The sequence below is a fragment of the Spirillospora sp. NPDC046719 genome (assembly GCF_040645715.1).
In the GTDB taxonomy this organism is placed as follows: Bacteria; Actinomycetota; Actinomycetes; order Streptosporangiales; family Streptosporangiaceae; genus Spirillospora.
The window spans coordinates 42807-56444 of the sequence record NZ_JBEYYT010000016.1 but is presented as its reverse complement, the minus strand read 5'-3'; the positions used below and the strand labels follow the sequence as shown (position 1 = coordinate 56444).

The 13638-nt window shown below is 73.0% G+C and carries 16 protein-coding genes; 4 read left to right on the top strand and 12 right to left on the bottom strand.

The window, feature by feature from the left end:
- Positions 1 to 29: 29 nt before the first annotated feature.
- Genes ABZ914_RS05050 through ABZ914_RS05040 form a run of 3 tightly spaced genes read right to left on the bottom strand, consistent with a single transcriptional unit; the run spans position 30 to position 3631 of the window.
- Positions 30 to 1832 carry a choline/carnitine O-acyltransferase gene (locus ABZ914_RS05050; protein WP_500191744.1) on the bottom strand — a complete coding sequence of 601 codons (1803 nt, stop codon included), beginning with the start codon at positions 1830 to 1832 and terminating at the stop codon, positions 30 to 32.
- Between the two features lie 54 nt (positions 1833 to 1886).
- Positions 1887 to 2699: a class I SAM-dependent methyltransferase gene (locus tag ABZ914_RS05045; protein ID WP_500191742.1), complete on the bottom strand. Its 813-nt coding sequence runs from the start codon at positions 2697 to 2699 to the stop codon at positions 1887 to 1889.
- 47 nt (positions 2700 to 2746) lie between these two features.
- Entirely contained in the window at positions 2747 to 3631 is an 885-nt protein-coding gene (locus tag ABZ914_RS05040; protein ID WP_500191740.1) for a HalD/BesD family halogenase, read from the bottom strand.
- 263 nt (positions 3632 to 3894) lie between these two features.
- Here ABZ914_RS05040 and ABZ914_RS05035 point away from each other — a divergent pair, with 263 nt between their 5' ends.
- A complete protein-coding gene (locus tag ABZ914_RS05035) occupies positions 3895 to 5388 on the top strand; it encodes a protein kinase domain-containing protein (RefSeq protein WP_500191739.1) in 1494 nt (497 codons plus the stop codon).
- Between the two features lie 19 nt (positions 5389 to 5407).
- Here the strand turns inward: ABZ914_RS05035 and ABZ914_RS05030 are convergent, their stop codons facing one another.
- Positions 5408 to 7087 (bottom strand): DEAD/DEAH box helicase, encoded by a 1680-nt coding sequence (locus tag ABZ914_RS05030; RefSeq protein ID WP_500191737.1) that lies wholly within the window; start codon positions 7085 to 7087, stop codon positions 5408 to 5410.
- 207 nt (positions 7088 to 7294) lie between these two features.
- Entirely contained in the window at positions 7295 to 7498 is a 204-nt protein-coding gene (locus ABZ914_RS05025; protein ID WP_067460243.1) for a cold-shock protein, read from the bottom strand.
- 253 nt (positions 7499 to 7751) lie between these two features.
- Here ABZ914_RS05025 and ABZ914_RS05020 point away from each other — a divergent pair, with 253 nt between their 5' ends.
- A complete protein-coding gene (locus ABZ914_RS05020) occupies positions 7752 to 7979 on the top strand; it encodes a hypothetical protein (RefSeq protein ID WP_500191735.1) in 228 nt (75 codons plus the stop codon).
- A 144-nt stretch (positions 7980 to 8123) separates the two neighbouring features.
- On the opposite strand, the gene ABZ914_RS05015 is transcribed toward ABZ914_RS05020, so the two are convergent.
- From ABZ914_RS05015 to ABZ914_RS04990, 6 genes are all read right to left on the bottom strand, one after another.
- Positions 8124 to 8774 carry a GAF domain-containing protein gene (locus ABZ914_RS05015; RefSeq protein ID WP_500191733.1) on the bottom strand — a complete coding sequence of 217 codons (651 nt, stop codon included), beginning with the start codon at positions 8772 to 8774 and terminating at the stop codon, positions 8124 to 8126.
- Positions 8771 to 9160, bottom strand: coding sequence for an STAS domain-containing protein (locus ABZ914_RS05010; protein WP_433143152.1), 390 nt, complete (start codon positions 9158 to 9160; stop codon positions 8771 to 8773). The genes ABZ914_RS05015 and ABZ914_RS05010 overlap by 4 nt, the downstream gene beginning before the upstream one ends.
- Positions 9161 to 9576: 416 nt before the next feature.
- On the bottom strand, positions 9577 to 10656 hold the full coding sequence (locus tag ABZ914_RS05005; protein WP_500191732.1) for an XRE family transcriptional regulator: 1080 nt from the start codon (positions 10654 to 10656) through the stop codon (positions 9577 to 9579).
- Positions 10656 to 11297, bottom strand: a complete 642-nt coding sequence (locus ABZ914_RS05000; RefSeq protein WP_500191730.1) for a hypothetical protein — start codon at positions 11295 to 11297, stop codon at positions 10656 to 10658. Before ABZ914_RS05000 ends, ABZ914_RS05005 begins: the two co-directional genes overlap by 1 nt.
- 10 nt (positions 11298 to 11307) lie before the next feature.
- Entirely contained in the window at positions 11308 to 11898 is a 591-nt protein-coding gene (locus ABZ914_RS04995; protein ID WP_500191728.1) for a hypothetical protein, read from the bottom strand.
- A gap of 70 nt (positions 11899 to 11968) precedes the next feature.
- A complete protein-coding gene (locus ABZ914_RS04990) occupies positions 11969 to 12277 on the bottom strand; it encodes a hypothetical protein (protein ID WP_190866052.1) in 309 nt (102 codons plus the stop codon).
- A gap of 226 nt (positions 12278 to 12503) precedes the next feature.
- Between ABZ914_RS04990 and ABZ914_RS04985 the strand changes: the two genes are divergently transcribed.
- Together ABZ914_RS04985 and ABZ914_RS04980 are read left to right on the top strand one after the other, a co-directional pair.
- Entirely contained in the window at positions 12504 to 12740 is a 237-nt protein-coding gene (locus tag ABZ914_RS04985) for a hypothetical protein (RefSeq protein ID WP_500191727.1), read from the top strand.
- Positions 12741 to 12767: 27 nt separating this feature from the next.
- The gene (locus ABZ914_RS04980) at positions 12768 to 13010 is read left to right on the top strand and encodes a dihydrofolate reductase family protein (protein ID WP_500191725.1); all 243 of its coding nucleotides are present in this window, start codon (positions 12768 to 12770) and stop codon (positions 13008 to 13010) included.
- A 383-nt stretch (positions 13011 to 13393) separates the two neighbouring features.
- Here the strand turns inward: ABZ914_RS04980 and ABZ914_RS04975 are convergent, their stop codons facing one another.
- Positions 13394 to 13525, bottom strand: a complete 132-nt coding sequence (locus ABZ914_RS04975; protein WP_500191723.1) for a hypothetical protein — start codon at positions 13523 to 13525, stop codon at positions 13394 to 13396.
- Between the last annotated feature and the right edge of the window lie 113 nt (positions 13526 to 13638).

Sequence of the window (13638 nt, the reverse complement as noted above, 5' to 3'; positions counted from 1 at the left end):
CGGGCGACCGCGCCCCCGGGCGGGGCGCGCTACCCGGCGAGCAGGTCCTGCAGCTCGCGGACGGCCTCGCGGAGCCGGTCGGCGAAGTCGTACATGGCGCCCGCGACCGGCTCCGGCGTGCTCAGGTACAGGTTGAACCGGTCGGGCAGCAGCACGTAGGCGACACCGATGCACTGCTCGCTCGTCGACCCGAACCCGAAGTACCGGATGTTCACCGACGGCGCGGAGCTGGTGCTCAGGTAGTCGTCGCGCATCGTCACCCAGCCGGGCGAGTCGAACAGCGCGAGGTGCTCGGTGACGCCGAGCTCCGCGCCGCGCCGCTTCTGGATCAGCTGCAGCTCCCACAGGTGCTGCTCGGGCGCGCGGCCCGCCTGGCAGTCCTTGGCGCGCCGGACGTGCGCCTCGGCGGCGGCGCGGAACGCGGCGCGGCGGGCGTCGGCGCCCGCGCCCGGGTCGTCCATCGCCGCGACGAACCGCAGCACCTCCGGGGTGACGACCCGCATCGCCTCGGTGCGCCCGTTGCGGTACTGGCGGGTGGCGATCGACTCGTAGGTGGCGCCGGTGAGGCCCTTCGCCCGCTTGTGCGCGAGCTGGTACGCCATCTGGACGAACGCGTCGGGGGAGGTCTTCAGCGCCTTGGCGCGCTCGGAGCCGAAGTCGTCGAACGACACGCAGGTCGTGGCGGTCGCGGCGCCGTAGGCGGCGAACGCGGCGGCCGCGTCCCGGATGTCGGCGCGCAGCGCGTCGTCCAGCGCGAACTCGATCGCCTCGATCGCCGGCAGGCCCTGCGAGCGGGCGCCGGACCGCTGCGCGTGCGCCTCCGCGGACGCGCCGAGCAGCGCGTCCACGAAGCTGAGGATCGTGGTGCCGTCCAGCCCGCAGTGCTCCACGTTGATGCCGGCGGTGCCGTCGGCGAAGACGACCAGGGAGACGGCCTTGTCGAACCAGCGGTTGCCGCTGTCGCCGTGCAGCAGGTTGTCGCACGCCTCCAGGTCGTTCCTCGGCGCGACGTCCTCCAGACAGACGCAGAACAGCGCGGTCTCGATGTCGTCCAGCGCCCGCGCGTTGGCGGGGTCGGCGGCGAGCAGCGCCTCCCGGCTCGCCGCCCACTCGGCGCGCGCCTTGGTGGTGAGGTGCCCGGCGGACGGCTCCGGCGCGGGCTCCGCCTTCATGATCGTGCCGAGGCCCGCGACCAGCTCGTCCAGCGTGTGCGGGACGCCGTCCGGGCCGATCACGTCCATCCGGACGATGTTGCCCCGGTAGAACACGACGATGTGCCTGGCCTGCGACGGCCCCGGCCACTCGGCGCTGTAGGGGGCGCGGACGGTGTCCTGCTCGGCGCCCGGGATGCGCGTGGTGGAGAACAGGAACTTGTTCTGCTCCATCGACAGCGGCGCGCCGCGCTGCAGGACCGGCGGGACCCGCTCGGCGTCCAGCAGCAGCTTGTAGTCCAGCGCGCCGGCGATCAGCCCGGCCGCGCGCTCCAGCTGCCGCTCCCCGGTGTCCTGGAACAGGAAGAAGAAGTTCGCGTTCAACGCGATCCGGTCACGCCGCCCGAGGTAGCGGTACGGCCAGAACGTGTCCAGCCAGCTGCGCACGCCGGGCTCGGCGTCGTAGCGCTCCAGGGCGGCGTGGAGGGCGCGGCCCGGGCCGTCCGGCCGGGCGAACGCCTCCACCGCCGCGCGCGTCTCCGCCAGCTCCGCCTCGGTCAGCAGCGGCGCGCACCACTCCAGGAACCGCTCGCAGGTCTCGTCGAGCGCGGGGAGCGGCACCCGGGGCAGCGCGTCCTCGTTGCCGAAGGTGCGGGCCGACGGTTCAGGGGTGGGGTTCACTTCGTCCCTCGTTCTCCATGCCCGGGCGTTCCGCACGCCCGGGGCCGATGGTGGTCATTCCCCGCGCGGGCGCGACACGTACAGGCCCGCGTAGAGCCAGCCGCCGTCCTCCAGCCCGGACGGGTCGACGCCGGCGTCCGCCAGCGTGTCCAGCACGAGCGCCTGCTCCTCCTCCGTCGCGAACCGCCGCTGCCGGAACAGGCCGTCGCGGCGGACGGTCTCGTACCCCGCCGCCGCCAGCGTGTCGGCGACCGGGTCGAACGGGAACATGCGCAGGATGAAATGCGCCATCCACGGCCGGCGCCCGCCCGCCGCCTCGACGACGCGCGCGATCGTCCGCTCGGTGACGTAACCGAGGCAGCCGGTGGAAATGACGAGATCGGCGCCGGCCAGAAGCGCGGCCTGCTCGTCCGTCGGATCGCGGTCCTCGAGATCGGCGTGCACGGCGCCGTCCAGGAAACCGGCGTCGAGCGCATAGGAGAGCGCGTTCTCGGACGCGTCGAGACCGACGAAGCGGACGCGATTCGCAGCTTCACGGGAACGGACCAGCTCACGGTCGCGGGACAGGAGGGCGCCGCGGGTGAGCCGTTCGGCGTCGCGGCCGGCGTAGCGATCGTACAGCTCCGCCATGGTGGCGCCGTATTTCAGCAGCGCCGCGTTGATGCCGTACGAGCAGCCGATGTCCACGACCGTCGGGACCGGCACGCCGCGGGCCTCCCGGTATTCGGCGATGAGCCCGGAGAAGTGCGGCTTCGCCAGTTCGGGGATGTTGTAGTCGAGGCCCCGCAGGGTGCCGAAGTAGGCGCGCGGGTCGGGCTCGGTGTAGATGTGGTCCAGCGAGATCTTTCCGGTCGTGTCGACGCGCACGTCGCGGTCCTTCCTGGAGAAGGCGGATGGGCCGGGCGGTTCTCGCTTCAGTCGAGCAGCGCGTCCACCCGGACGGCGCGTCCCTCCGCCGCCAGGTGCTCCGGCAGCACCCGGCCGAACAGCTGCCGGGTGCGCGCGACGCTGCCGACCACGCCGGGCCGCTCGCTGTAGGCGAGGATCGCGGTGTGCCGCGCGACGTCCCCGCGCACCTCGCTGACCCGGTGCAGGGAGTAGCGCCCCTTGAAGAGCTGCAGGTCACCGGGGCGCAGTACCAGCCGCCGCACCAGCCGCCCGCCCTCGCCGGCGAGGACGGCGCGGACGTCGGCGAAGTTCTCGTCCGCCGCGGACCGGATGTTCGGGCAGTACTCGAAGACGCCGCCGTCCTCCGGAAGCTGCGTCAGCAGGCTCACCGTGAACTCGTTGGTGTCGAAATGCCACGGGTGCTCCATGCCGGGATTCACCACGTTCAGGCAGAGCCCGGACAGCGGGTCGCCCAGTTCGTGGACGCGCGGCAGCCCGAAGCAGGCGGCCACGAACCGCTGGAAAAGCGGGTCGGAATAGAGCCGGTGGACGATCAGGTCGCGCGGGATGAGGTCGCGGGCCACGAACGCGTTCCCGCGCTCGACGGTGATACGGCCGGGGTGGTCGTCGGGCAGCGGCGTGCCGATGTCGATGTTGTAGGCGTTCACCGTTTCGACGTCGTAATGAGCGTCCGGCGCGATGGCGGCGCATTCGGTGCGCAGCCGCTCCTGCAATGCGCCGCGAATGAAGTCCGGAAGCACGCAGCACCCGGAATTCGCCAGCTCCTCCCGGACCCGGGAAACGACGGCGGTCCAGCCCGCGCCCTCCGGTTCGTCCAGCGGATAGAGATCGGTGTCGACCAGTTCCGTTCCTGCCGCCCGGCCGGCGGCCCGAGCCTCCACTGCGCCCATCAAGATCCTTCCGCGTGGCGAACCCCATCCGGGTTTTAGCACATTCCCCGTGCACATTCATGGCCGTGTTTTGCCGGCGGCTTTGTCAGAATTCGATAAGCCCGGTCGGTGACCTGTGTCTTCGAACGGTCCACTGCCCGCGCCGGCACACTGTCCGGTGTGTCCCATATCACCTCCGGATCGCGGTCGGCGCGAACCTTCGCCCGGGTGACGGCGTCATCGACGGTTGGGACACTGGTCCACTACTTTCCCCAGGAGGGCGCATGGCGGACTGGCGGCTGACGGGCTTCGTCGAGGATCGCGAGCTCGGCCGCGGCGCGCAGGGCCGCGTCGTACTGGCCCGGCACGCCGAGACCGGCGCGCCCGTCGCGATCAAGTACCTGACCGGCGGAGACCCGGCGGCCGTCGCGGGGCTGCGCGCCGAGGCGCAGATGCTCGGCCGGCTGACCAGCCCGTACGTGGCGCGGCTCTTCCGCTTCGTGGAGAGCGGCGAGGGCGCCGCGATCGTGATGGAGGCGGTGAACGGCGCGTCGCTGAAGGCGGTGCTGGCCGAACACGGCCGGCTCGCGCCGGAGGCGGCGCTGACCGTGCTGAAGGGCTCGCTGCTCGGGCTCGCCGCCGCGCACGCCGTCGGCGTCGTCCACCGCGACTACAAGCCCGCGAACGTGGTCGTCCGGCCGGACGGGCTGAGCAAGCTCGTCGACTTCGGCGTCGCCGTGCTGGCCGGGCAGGGCTCCGCCGCCGGGACGCCCGCCTACATGGCGCCCGAGCAGTGGCGCGGCGAGGCCGCCACCCCCGCGACCGACGTGTACGCCGCGACCTGCGTGTTCGTCGAGTGCGTGACCGGGCGGCGGCCGTTCGCGGCCGGCGAGCGCGGCGCGCTGTTTAACCAGAACCTTCCCGCGGGGGCGCACTTGGCGCACGTCCCCGTGGCGAAGCGCCGGCTGTTCCTTATGGGGGTGGCGACTCAGGCCGGGGACCGCCCGCCCGGCGCCGCCGCGTTCGTCGGCGAGCTCGAGTCGGCGGCGGTCGCCGCCTACGGGCCGGACTGGGAGCAGCGGGGCGTCCGGGCCCTCGCGGCGGCCGCCGTCGCGCTGGCGTTCCTGCCGCGCGAACCCGTCCGGCCGCCCGTGCGGGACGCGGCGTGGCGGCCGTCCGCGCGGCTCGTCCGCCTGACCGTCGCGGGGACCGCCTTCGCCGTCGGCTACCTCGCCGTCCTCATGTACATGCCTCTGGTGCTGCTCCAGCGCGGTGCGCCCGCCTGGCTGCCGGGCCTCGCGCTGACCGGTGCCGCCGTCCTCGCCCCGCTGACCGGCCGCCTCGGCCGCCGCGCCCTGGACCGGCTGCCCCACGAACGCGTCCTCGCGCTCGGCACCGGGCTCCTGGCCGCCGCCGCCCTGGTCCTGGCCGTCGGACGGGCCGTCCCGGTCACCGTCGCCGCGTACCTCGCCTGGGCGGTCGCCGACAGCGTCCTCCAGGGGCGGTGGCAGGCGTTGATCGCCTCGATCGCGCCGGAGCCCGAGCGGCCGCGCTGGTTCGCGTTCTTCGGCTCGTCCTGGGGCGTCGCGCAACCGGCCGTCCCGGGCCTTGCGGCCCTGGCGGGCGGCGCGATGCCGGTCGCGGCCGCCGCGTTCCTCCTCGTCCCGCCGATCCTGCGCGGGACGCCCGGCCGGAAGGCCGGCGGCGATGACGGCGGCCCGGTCGTGTCCACGCGGGATGAACGACTGGCGTCCGTGACGGTCGCCGACCCGTCCTGAGGCCGTCCGCTCCGGGACGTCAGCTGTTCAGGGACGAGACCCGGCGGCGCGGCTTGCCCTGCGACGTGCCGCCCTGCGCGTCCGTGTGCGTGCCGCCGCGCCGCGATCGGCGTCCGGCCGCGGTCCCCGCCGAGGACGAGCGGGTGTCCTGGGCGGTGTCGCGCTGCGCGTTGCCGGCGGCGGTGCCGCCGCCCCGGCGCGACCTCCGCCCGGGGGCCGCGTCCGCCGAGGACGTGCGGGCCGCGGGAGTGTCCTGCGTGTTCTTCCGCTGCGCGCCGCCGGCCGCGGAGCCGCCGCCGCGGCGGGACCTCCGGCCGGGCGTGTCCTTGGCCTGCTCGGCGCCGCGCGACGGGGCGGGGTTCTGCACGGCGGGACGGGCCGGAGGGGTGCGGGCGCCGGTGATGCGGGCCAGCTCGCCGTCGCCGGGACGCACCTCGGTGACGCGCGGGCTGATGCCCGCCTGGGCCATCAGGTCGGCGACCTCGCGGCGCTGGTCGGGCAGGACGAGCGTGACCACGGTCCCCGCACGCCCCGCGCGGGCCGTCCGGCCGCCGCGGTGCAGGTAGTCCTTGTGGTCGGCGGGCGGGTCGACGTTGACGACGAGGTCGAGGTCGTCGATGTGGATGCCGCGGGCGGCGACGTTCGTGGCGACCAGCACGGTGATGTCCTCGGTGCGGAAGCCCTCCAGCGCGCGGTTGCGCTGCGACTGGGACTTGCCGCCGTGCAGCGCGGCGGCGCGGATCCCCCGCGCGGCCAGCTTGCGGACGAGCCGGTCGGCACCGTGCTTCTTGCCGACGAACATGATCACCCGGCCCTCGCGCGCGGCGATCTCGGCGGTGGCGTCCTGCTTGTCGGTGTCGGAGACGTGCAGCAGGTGGTGCTCCATGGCGGTGACCGCACCGGCCGCCGGGTCGACCGAATGGGTGACCGGGTCGTCGAGGAACCCGCGGACGAGCCGGTCGACGTTGCGGTCCAGCGTCGCGGAGAACAGCATCCGCTGACCGCCGGCCGGGGTCCGCTCCAGGAGCCGGGTGACCTGCGGCAGGAAGCCCATGTCGGTCATCTGGTCGGCCTCGTCCAGCACGGTGATCCGCACGTCGCCGAGCCGGCAGTCGCCGCGCTCGACGAGGTCGGCGAGCCGTCCCGGGGTGGCGATCAGCACGTCGACGCCGCGCCGGAGCGCGTTCGCCTGGCGGGTGATCGACATGCCGCCGACCACCGTGGCGGCCCGCAGGCCGACGGCGTCCGCGTACGGGGCGAGCGCGTCGGTGACCTGCTGGGCGAGCTCCCGCGTCGGGACCAGGACCAGGGCGAGGGGCGCGTGCGGCTCGGCGCGGTGGCCCGCCGTGCGGGCGAGCAGCGCCAGCCCGAACGCGAGGGTCTTGCCGGAGCCGGTGCGGCCGCGTCCGAGGACGTCCCGCCCCGCGAGGGCGTTCGGCAGCGTCGCGGCCTGGATGGGGAACGGGTCCGTGACGCCCTGCGCGGCCAGCGCGGCCAGCATCCGCGGCGGCAGCGCCAGCCGGTCGAACGACTCGACCGGCGGCAGCGGCGGGGTGCGGGTCTCCGGCAGAGCGAACTCGGTGTCCGGCCGCTGCGCCTTCGCGCCCTGCGGGGCCTGCGCCGGACGGCGGCGGCCGCCGGAACGCGACCGGGGCGAGCCGCCTCGGGCCGTCGGGCGGCCGTTATGGGGCATGGTCATGGTGAAGCCTTCCTCGGAAGCGGTTGCGTCCCGAGGGAGTGCTCCGCATGCGCGGCCGTGCGCGGCGAAGAGCTACAAGAACGAACCGGTGCGCGCGGTCGCGCCGCGCGCGTGTGAAAAGGGGGGTCGCCCCCTGGGAGCGTCGTGCGGCGGGGGGGGGGGCCCGGGGGGGGGCGGGGGGGCCCCCCCCCCCCCGCCGGTCCCCGGTCAGGCGGGGACGATGTTCTCCGCCTGCAGGCCCTTCTGGCCCTGCGTGACGTCGAACGACACCTTCTGGCCCTCCTGGAGCTCACGGAACCCCTGGGCGGCGATGTTGGAGTAGTGGGCGAAGACGTCGGCGCCGCCGCCGTCCTGCTCGATGAAGCCGAAGCCCTTTTCCGCGTTGAACCACTTGACGGTACCGGTGGCCATATCGTCTCCTTCTGGGTCGGTCCCGTCCCGCACACCGTGCGCGGGACGGCGCCGCGATGGCCCATCCGGAAGATCCAGAACAACAAAAAATGCGCCCGAGGATGAACCGTCAGGCGCACATACATGTCTATGGGAACCGCAACTTTTCCTACGCTACCACATGGTAGGGCGGACGGAACCGGGTCTTCGAATTTTGCCCGCAACCGCCGGGGGGACTCCCCGCGAACGCCCGGCCAGGCGCATACTGGCAGGAATGAAACCCTTCCGGCCCGCCAAGCGGCGACACCTGCCCACCAGTCCCTTCGCGCCTCCGCCCGCGGCACCGCCCGCCAAGGAGTTCGATCCGGACGACCAGGTCACCCACGACAAGTACGGTCTCGGACGCGTCCTGGAGGTCGAGCCCGGACGCGCCGTCCTGGTCGACTTCGGAACCCGCAAGGTGAGGATTCTCGCCCCGTTCGCCAAGCTTTTCAAGCTCTGAGACCGGCCTCCGCGCCATCCTGGAACACCGCACGAAACCCCGTCGTCTCCCGCCGCCGAAATCACGAAATCGGCGGCACCGCCGCCGCGCGGCGGAAATATCCCACGGCCTGCGGCTCGCGGCCGCCCCCGCGCCGCGGGCCGTTCACATTCCCGTGCCCCACGGCGGGCGAGGCTCGCCGTGCCCTGGCCCGTGCCCGTCGCCGGCGGACCCTGCCCGGAGGGCGCGGCGGTCCTCGGCGAGCTCGACCAGCCGGGCCGCCATGTCCGCGTACAGCAGCAGCTGGCGGGCGGTGCCCGGCCCGAACGGCTGCGCGCCGGGGCGTCCGAGGACGGCGAGCACCCCTCGCGTCGTCTCGCCCGTCTCCAGCGGCAGGATCAGGATCGGGCCCGCCGGAAGCCGGGTCAGCGTCTGGTCGTCGACGATCCGCGCCGACAGCGCCCGGCGCGACGCGAACGCCCGGCCGAGCATCGACTTGCCGCGCCGCACCGCCAGCCCTCGGACCCGCTCGGCGTCCGCTCCGACCGCGACGTCGATCCGCAGCAGGTGGCCGTCCTCGACCGGCAAGGCGATGAACGCCAGCGGGACATGCGCCAGCCCCCTCGCCTGCGTCGCCACGAGCTTCAGCAGCTCGGGCAGGTCGGTGCCGTCCAGCACCGCCGCCATCAGCTCGAACGACGCCGCCGACCGCTGGTCGTCCGCCATGTCCCGGGAGACCCGCGAAGCGCCCCACGCGCTCGGGAGCGGATCGTCGCCCGTCCCGCTCTCCCCGTGGAGGTCCGCCTCCGCGGTCACGCGGCGACCGAACGGGCGCGCCGCGACTCCGCGGCGCCGCCCAGCGAACGGACGGTGAACACCCGGTCGAGGCCGGTGACGCGCAGCAGCCTGAGCAGTTGCGGGCGCGGGCCGTCGAGGACGACGGTGCCGCCCGGCCCGGTCCGGCGGCGCGCGTCGATGAGCAGCGCCAGCCCGGACGCGTCGCAGAACGTCACGCCGGACAGGTCGAGCACCACGCGCGGACCGGGGTCCGCGAGCGCGACGTCCGCCAGCTCGGAGTGCAGCCGCTCCCGCAGGGACGGCGTGGAGGCGATGTCGAGTTCGCCGTCGAGGGCGATGACGGTGTGGTCCGCGCGCTGCTCGCGGCTCAGCCCGACCTCGGTCGAGGCGGTGCGGGTGGGCATGTGGATCTCCGATCCCAAGTATGCGGATACCGGTCCCCGGCGATAGCGCGGCCAAAGGCGCGCTCCGTCGTGCGCCTGGTGCGCGTTGTGCGCCTCGCGCGCGTCGCGCCTGCGGCGCCCGTCGCGCCTGCGGCGCTCGTGGCGCCGGCTCGGCGGTTCGCGGCGGCGGTGGCGTGCGCGCCGCCGCGCGGGAGGCGCCCGTCCGCGGGCGGAAGGCGACGGTGTTGCGGCGTCACGTGCGCCGGACCTGTCTGGCCTCCTCGGAGACCGAGTATCGGGAAAGCAGGGGGACGCGGACTTGGCCGCCCGCATCGAAAACCCCTCGCTCGCACCCCACTGTACGCCGCACGACCGCCCCCGTCCCGAAAGCCCCGCCGCACCCTCGCGGAGCGACGGGCCGGGCGCGGCGGCCGGGGTCAGCGGTGCGGGACGAGAAGGTCCAGGTCGGCGCGGGTGACCCGGGCGCGTTCGGCCAGCGCGTCGCGGTCCGTGCCCGCCGCCGCGACGAGTTCCAGCGCGCGCGTGAGCATCGTCGGCTGCTCCAGCGCGCGCGCAGGGCCCGGCTCCTGCCGCCGCCATCCGCGCGAGCTCAACGCGCCCATCGCGTTCCGGTACACACCATCTTCCATGACGCGCAGCGTGCGGGCCCGGTACAGCAGCGCCGCGATGCTGACGCCCCACTCCGCCTTCAGCGCGCCGAGCCGGTCCCAGTCGGCGGACCGGGGGAGTTCGCCCGCGATGTCCTCGGCCGGCATCAGGAACTCCGCCGCGAACCGGTGCGCCTGGTCCTCGACGATCTTCCCGCCCGGCTCCGCGTCGGCGTGCATCACCAGATGCCCCAGCTCATGGGCGCCGTCGAACCGGTTCCGCCAGTAGTCGGCCTTCACCGGATTGAAGAACACCATCGGACGCGGGTGCAGCCCGACGCTGAACGCGTCCACCCGCTCCGCCGCGTCCGGCAGGACGAGCACCACCACGCCCCGCGCCTCCAGCGTCCGCACCACATGCGGCACCGGACCCGGCTCCCCGACCAGCGCCTTCCGCGCGACCCGCGCCGCCTCCACCGGCCCGCCGCCCGCGATCTCGTCCGGCGGCACCATGTACTCCGGGACGTCCACGACCGGCAGATCGACGAGCTCCTCCAGCGCCGCCACCACGTCCGCCGCGATCCGCCCGTACGCGAGGGCCTGGTCCCGCTCGATCTGGCTGGTCGACCTCAGCGACCGGAAGTGCGCGCCGTCCAGCGACACGCCCCCGCGCCCGCCCCGGAAGAACTCGACCGGCACCCCCAGCGCGAACGCCAGCCGCGACACCACCGCGTCCTCGGGGCGCTGCACCCCGGCCTCGTACTGCCCGATCGCCCGCGGCGTGCTCCCCACGGCCTGCGCGAGCTGGTTCTTGCGCAGCCCCCTGAGCCGCCGGGCCAGCGTCAGCCGCTCGCAGTCGAACAGCAGCCGCGCCTCGGCGACCCGCCGAGCCGTTCGCTCATCGTTCACTATGCCGTTTCAGTGCTCGTCTCTTCGCGCAGCCGCACGGGCACGTCGGCCTCGTCGTCCCAGAGCGGCATCGTCCGTTCGACGAGCTTACGGCGTGGATCACCCCCAAGCGCGTCGTCCAGCTCCCGGACCCAGTGCCACGCCGTCCCGCCGTCGGCGTTCCACCGGGGACGTCCCAGGAAGAGCTCCATCTCCAGCGGCTCGTCGCTCGCGCTGTGCGCGAGGACCAGCGTCACGACCTCGGGCGTGTCGCCCCCGACCCCGACGTCCAGCGCGAGCTGCCGGTCGTCCGCGTACTCCTGCCGCGCCACCGCCTGCTTGGTGGGACTGTCCCGGTCCCACCTGATCTTCCGCACCGCCCCGAACTCGTGCCGCTTCAACAGCACCCGGTACTTCCCGTACCGCCACCCGGGCGACCCGTTCAGGTCGTCCCGCACCACCCGGTGGTCGCCCTCGAAGACCCGGTCGATCCAGGACGTCAGCACGTCGAACGCGGTCACCCCGTACGACCGCTCCGTGAACCCCGCCGCCCGGCTCAACCCGCCGAACACGGCCAGCGTCGCCTCGCGGTGCGCCTCCCGCACCCCGTGCAGGAACCCGCCCGCCCGCAGCTCCCCCCAGACAACCGTCTCCTCGCTCACACCCCGGACCCTAACCGCCGCCACCGACAGAACCGGGCCGCTCCTCGACGGCGAACAACCGGACCTCCCGCAACCGCGGCACCGGCCCCGTCCTGCCCTCCCGCACCCACAGCGCCCGGACGGTCGTCAGGACCAGCGTCCGCGCCCCCATGAAGAACAGCACCGCCAACGGCAGCTCGCCCAGCAGCGCCGTCGCCACGCTGACCGCGAACTCCCCCGACCCCCACGACAGCATCACGTCGAACCACGCGTCGCACACCAGCAGCGTCCCCGTGACGAGCTGCCCCAGGATCGCCATCTGCAGCCGCCGCCACACCGCGAAGGCCGTGAACGCGAACGCCGCCGTCAACGCGGCATCGAACCCGATCCACGCCGCGCTCCACTGCCCGGACGTGTAGTGCTGCGGCAGCGTGAGGCCGAGCACGACCGTCCACGGGATGAGCCATGCACAGCAGGCCACCAGGAAGACCAGCACGAGCCCCCGCCGCCGCCGGTACCGCGGCAGTTCGAGCGGGTCCTCGTCCCCGAGCGCGATCAGCGCCCGCAGCAGCTCGGCCCGCTCCTCGGCCGGCAACTCCCGCAACTCCTCGACGGACACCACCGCGACCACCGCCTTCCGGCCGACGTCCCGCCCCCAGCATAGGAAGCCGGCCCCGCGGTGCCCGAGCGCCCTACTTGGCCGCCTTCGTCCGCGTCTTCACCGGCGCGGCCTTCCCCTCGGCGACGAGCCGCTCATGCTGCTGCCACCCCTGCAACCACTTCCACCCGGCCCCGAGCGCCGCCGTGGTCGCCGCCACCATGAACGAGGTCACCTGCGTCTCGTCCAGGTGCGCCCCCGGCACCCACTGCGCGACGACCCCCGCCAGCCACCCGGCCGCGACCGCGAACACCGGCGTGAACAACGCGACCCCCCGCCCCAACCAGGACCCCTCCGAAACCGGCTCCTCCGCCCCCTGCACCGGCACCTCGACCTCACTCACACCCATCACCATCCCGTTCCAGACGCGAACCGACGACGCCTCACATGGTGATCCGCCACCGCGCCACCTGCCCCCCAAACCCCCAATTCCGACACAACGCACTCGACCAAGAGGGCCGCCGCGAACCGGAAGGCCACGGCACAGCCCGGAGGGGCGAGCACGCCGTGGCGACCGGTCTGTATATGAGATGCCCGACACATGAGCAGCCGCACCCGAGGAGGGCAGCATGACCGCTACCTACACGTTCGACGTCTTCTCCGGCCTCTATGGCTTCGGCGCCGCCGATGGTGCCTGGACCGGCTACCGGGGCAAGCAAGGCTCCGAACTCCTCGACCACCGCCTTGCCCTGTACGACGAGGACCAGCGAATGGTCTTCGGCGCCAACACCTATCGCGAATTCGCACGATCCTGGCCTCGAGCACCGAGGATTCCGACGTGCGTGACCCCGGGGACACACGCATGACGAACTCCGGCAACAGTGGTGTCGACCATGCTGAAAGAACCCCTCGACTGGCCGAACGCAACCGTCGCGAACGGCGATGCTGTCGAGGTCGCCGCCCGTCTCAAGCAGGGATCCGACGTACCGCTGCGCTCCCACGGCAGCTTGGCGATGAACCGCGCCTTGATGGCAGCCGGCATGGTCGACCGCGTCCAGGGAACAGTGTTCCCACTGATCATCGGCCAGACCGGCCTGGACCCGGTCTTCGACGGCGCCGCCGACTTCGATCTGTAATTGATCGAAACCCACACCATGGACGCTCACATCCAAGAACTCACCTACCAACCCGCCCTTCACCCCTGTTCCTGCAGTCCGCCGCGAGTGTGAAGTGGAACGAGTTGGCTCCAAGCCAACGGGCAACCATTCGCACTGCGCCACCGGGCGTCTTCGACGGTTGCAGCGGCGAGTCCGGCGTCGGCCCCAGAGCGGCGAAGCACTGGATCGACCATGGTGTCCAGAATGAATGCGCGGGCGCCAACGTCCCACGCGACGTTCACAAGGAACTGCCTGGAACTTTTGGACAGTTTCTATAGCTGCACTAGGTTGCAGAGCGGGCGTCCGGGCACCCGGACGCCCACCGGTTGGTCTGCGTCGAATGTATTCTGCGGACAGCCACTTCAGCGCACGAAAGTGCGCACGACCTCGCCCACGATTCGGATCACGACGCCGACGACGAGGTCGATGCAGCGCAGGAGCAGGATCTTCTTGCGGAAGCAAGCGTCGTCGCTGTTATTATTCGAGTTGCTCACTGAGTTTACTCTTTCTGCGTGGACCTGAGGCGTCCCCGTCGCCCGCCGGGGCCGCTCGTGTGTCTGGACAGCTTCTTGCGTTCGTGCAGGTAGTGGCGAAGCCCGAGCGCAGG

Coding starts and splice junctions, on each gene's coding strand:
- ABZ914_RS04985 (WP_500191727.1), top strand. CDS start 12,504: ATGACCGCTACCTACACGTTCGACGTCTTCTCCGGCCTCTATGGCTTC.
- ABZ914_RS05020 (WP_500191735.1), top strand. CDS start 7,752: ATGAAACCCTTCCGGCCCGCCAAGCGGCGACACCTGCCCACCAGTCCC.
- ABZ914_RS05025 (WP_067460243.1), bottom strand. CDS start 7,498: ATGGCCACCGGTACCGTCAAGTGGTTCAACGCGGAAAAGGGCTTCGGC.
- ABZ914_RS05010 (WP_433143152.1), bottom strand. CDS start 9,160: ATGCCCACCCGCACCGCCTCGACCGAGGTCGGGCTGAGCCGCGAGCAG.
- ABZ914_RS04980 (WP_500191725.1), top strand. CDS start 12,768: ATGCTGAAAGAACCCCTCGACTGGCCGAACGCAACCGTCGCGAACGGC.
- ABZ914_RS05035 (WP_500191739.1), top strand. CDS start 3,895: ATGGCGGACTGGCGGCTGACGGGCTTCGTCGAGGATCGCGAGCTCGGC.
- ABZ914_RS05030 (WP_500191737.1), bottom strand. CDS start 7,087: ATGACCATGCCCCATAACGGCCGCCCGACGGCCCGAGGCGGCTCGCCC.
- ABZ914_RS05040 (WP_500191740.1), bottom strand. CDS start 3,631: ATGGGCGCAGTGGAGGCTCGGGCCGCCGGCCGGGCGGCAGGAACGGAA.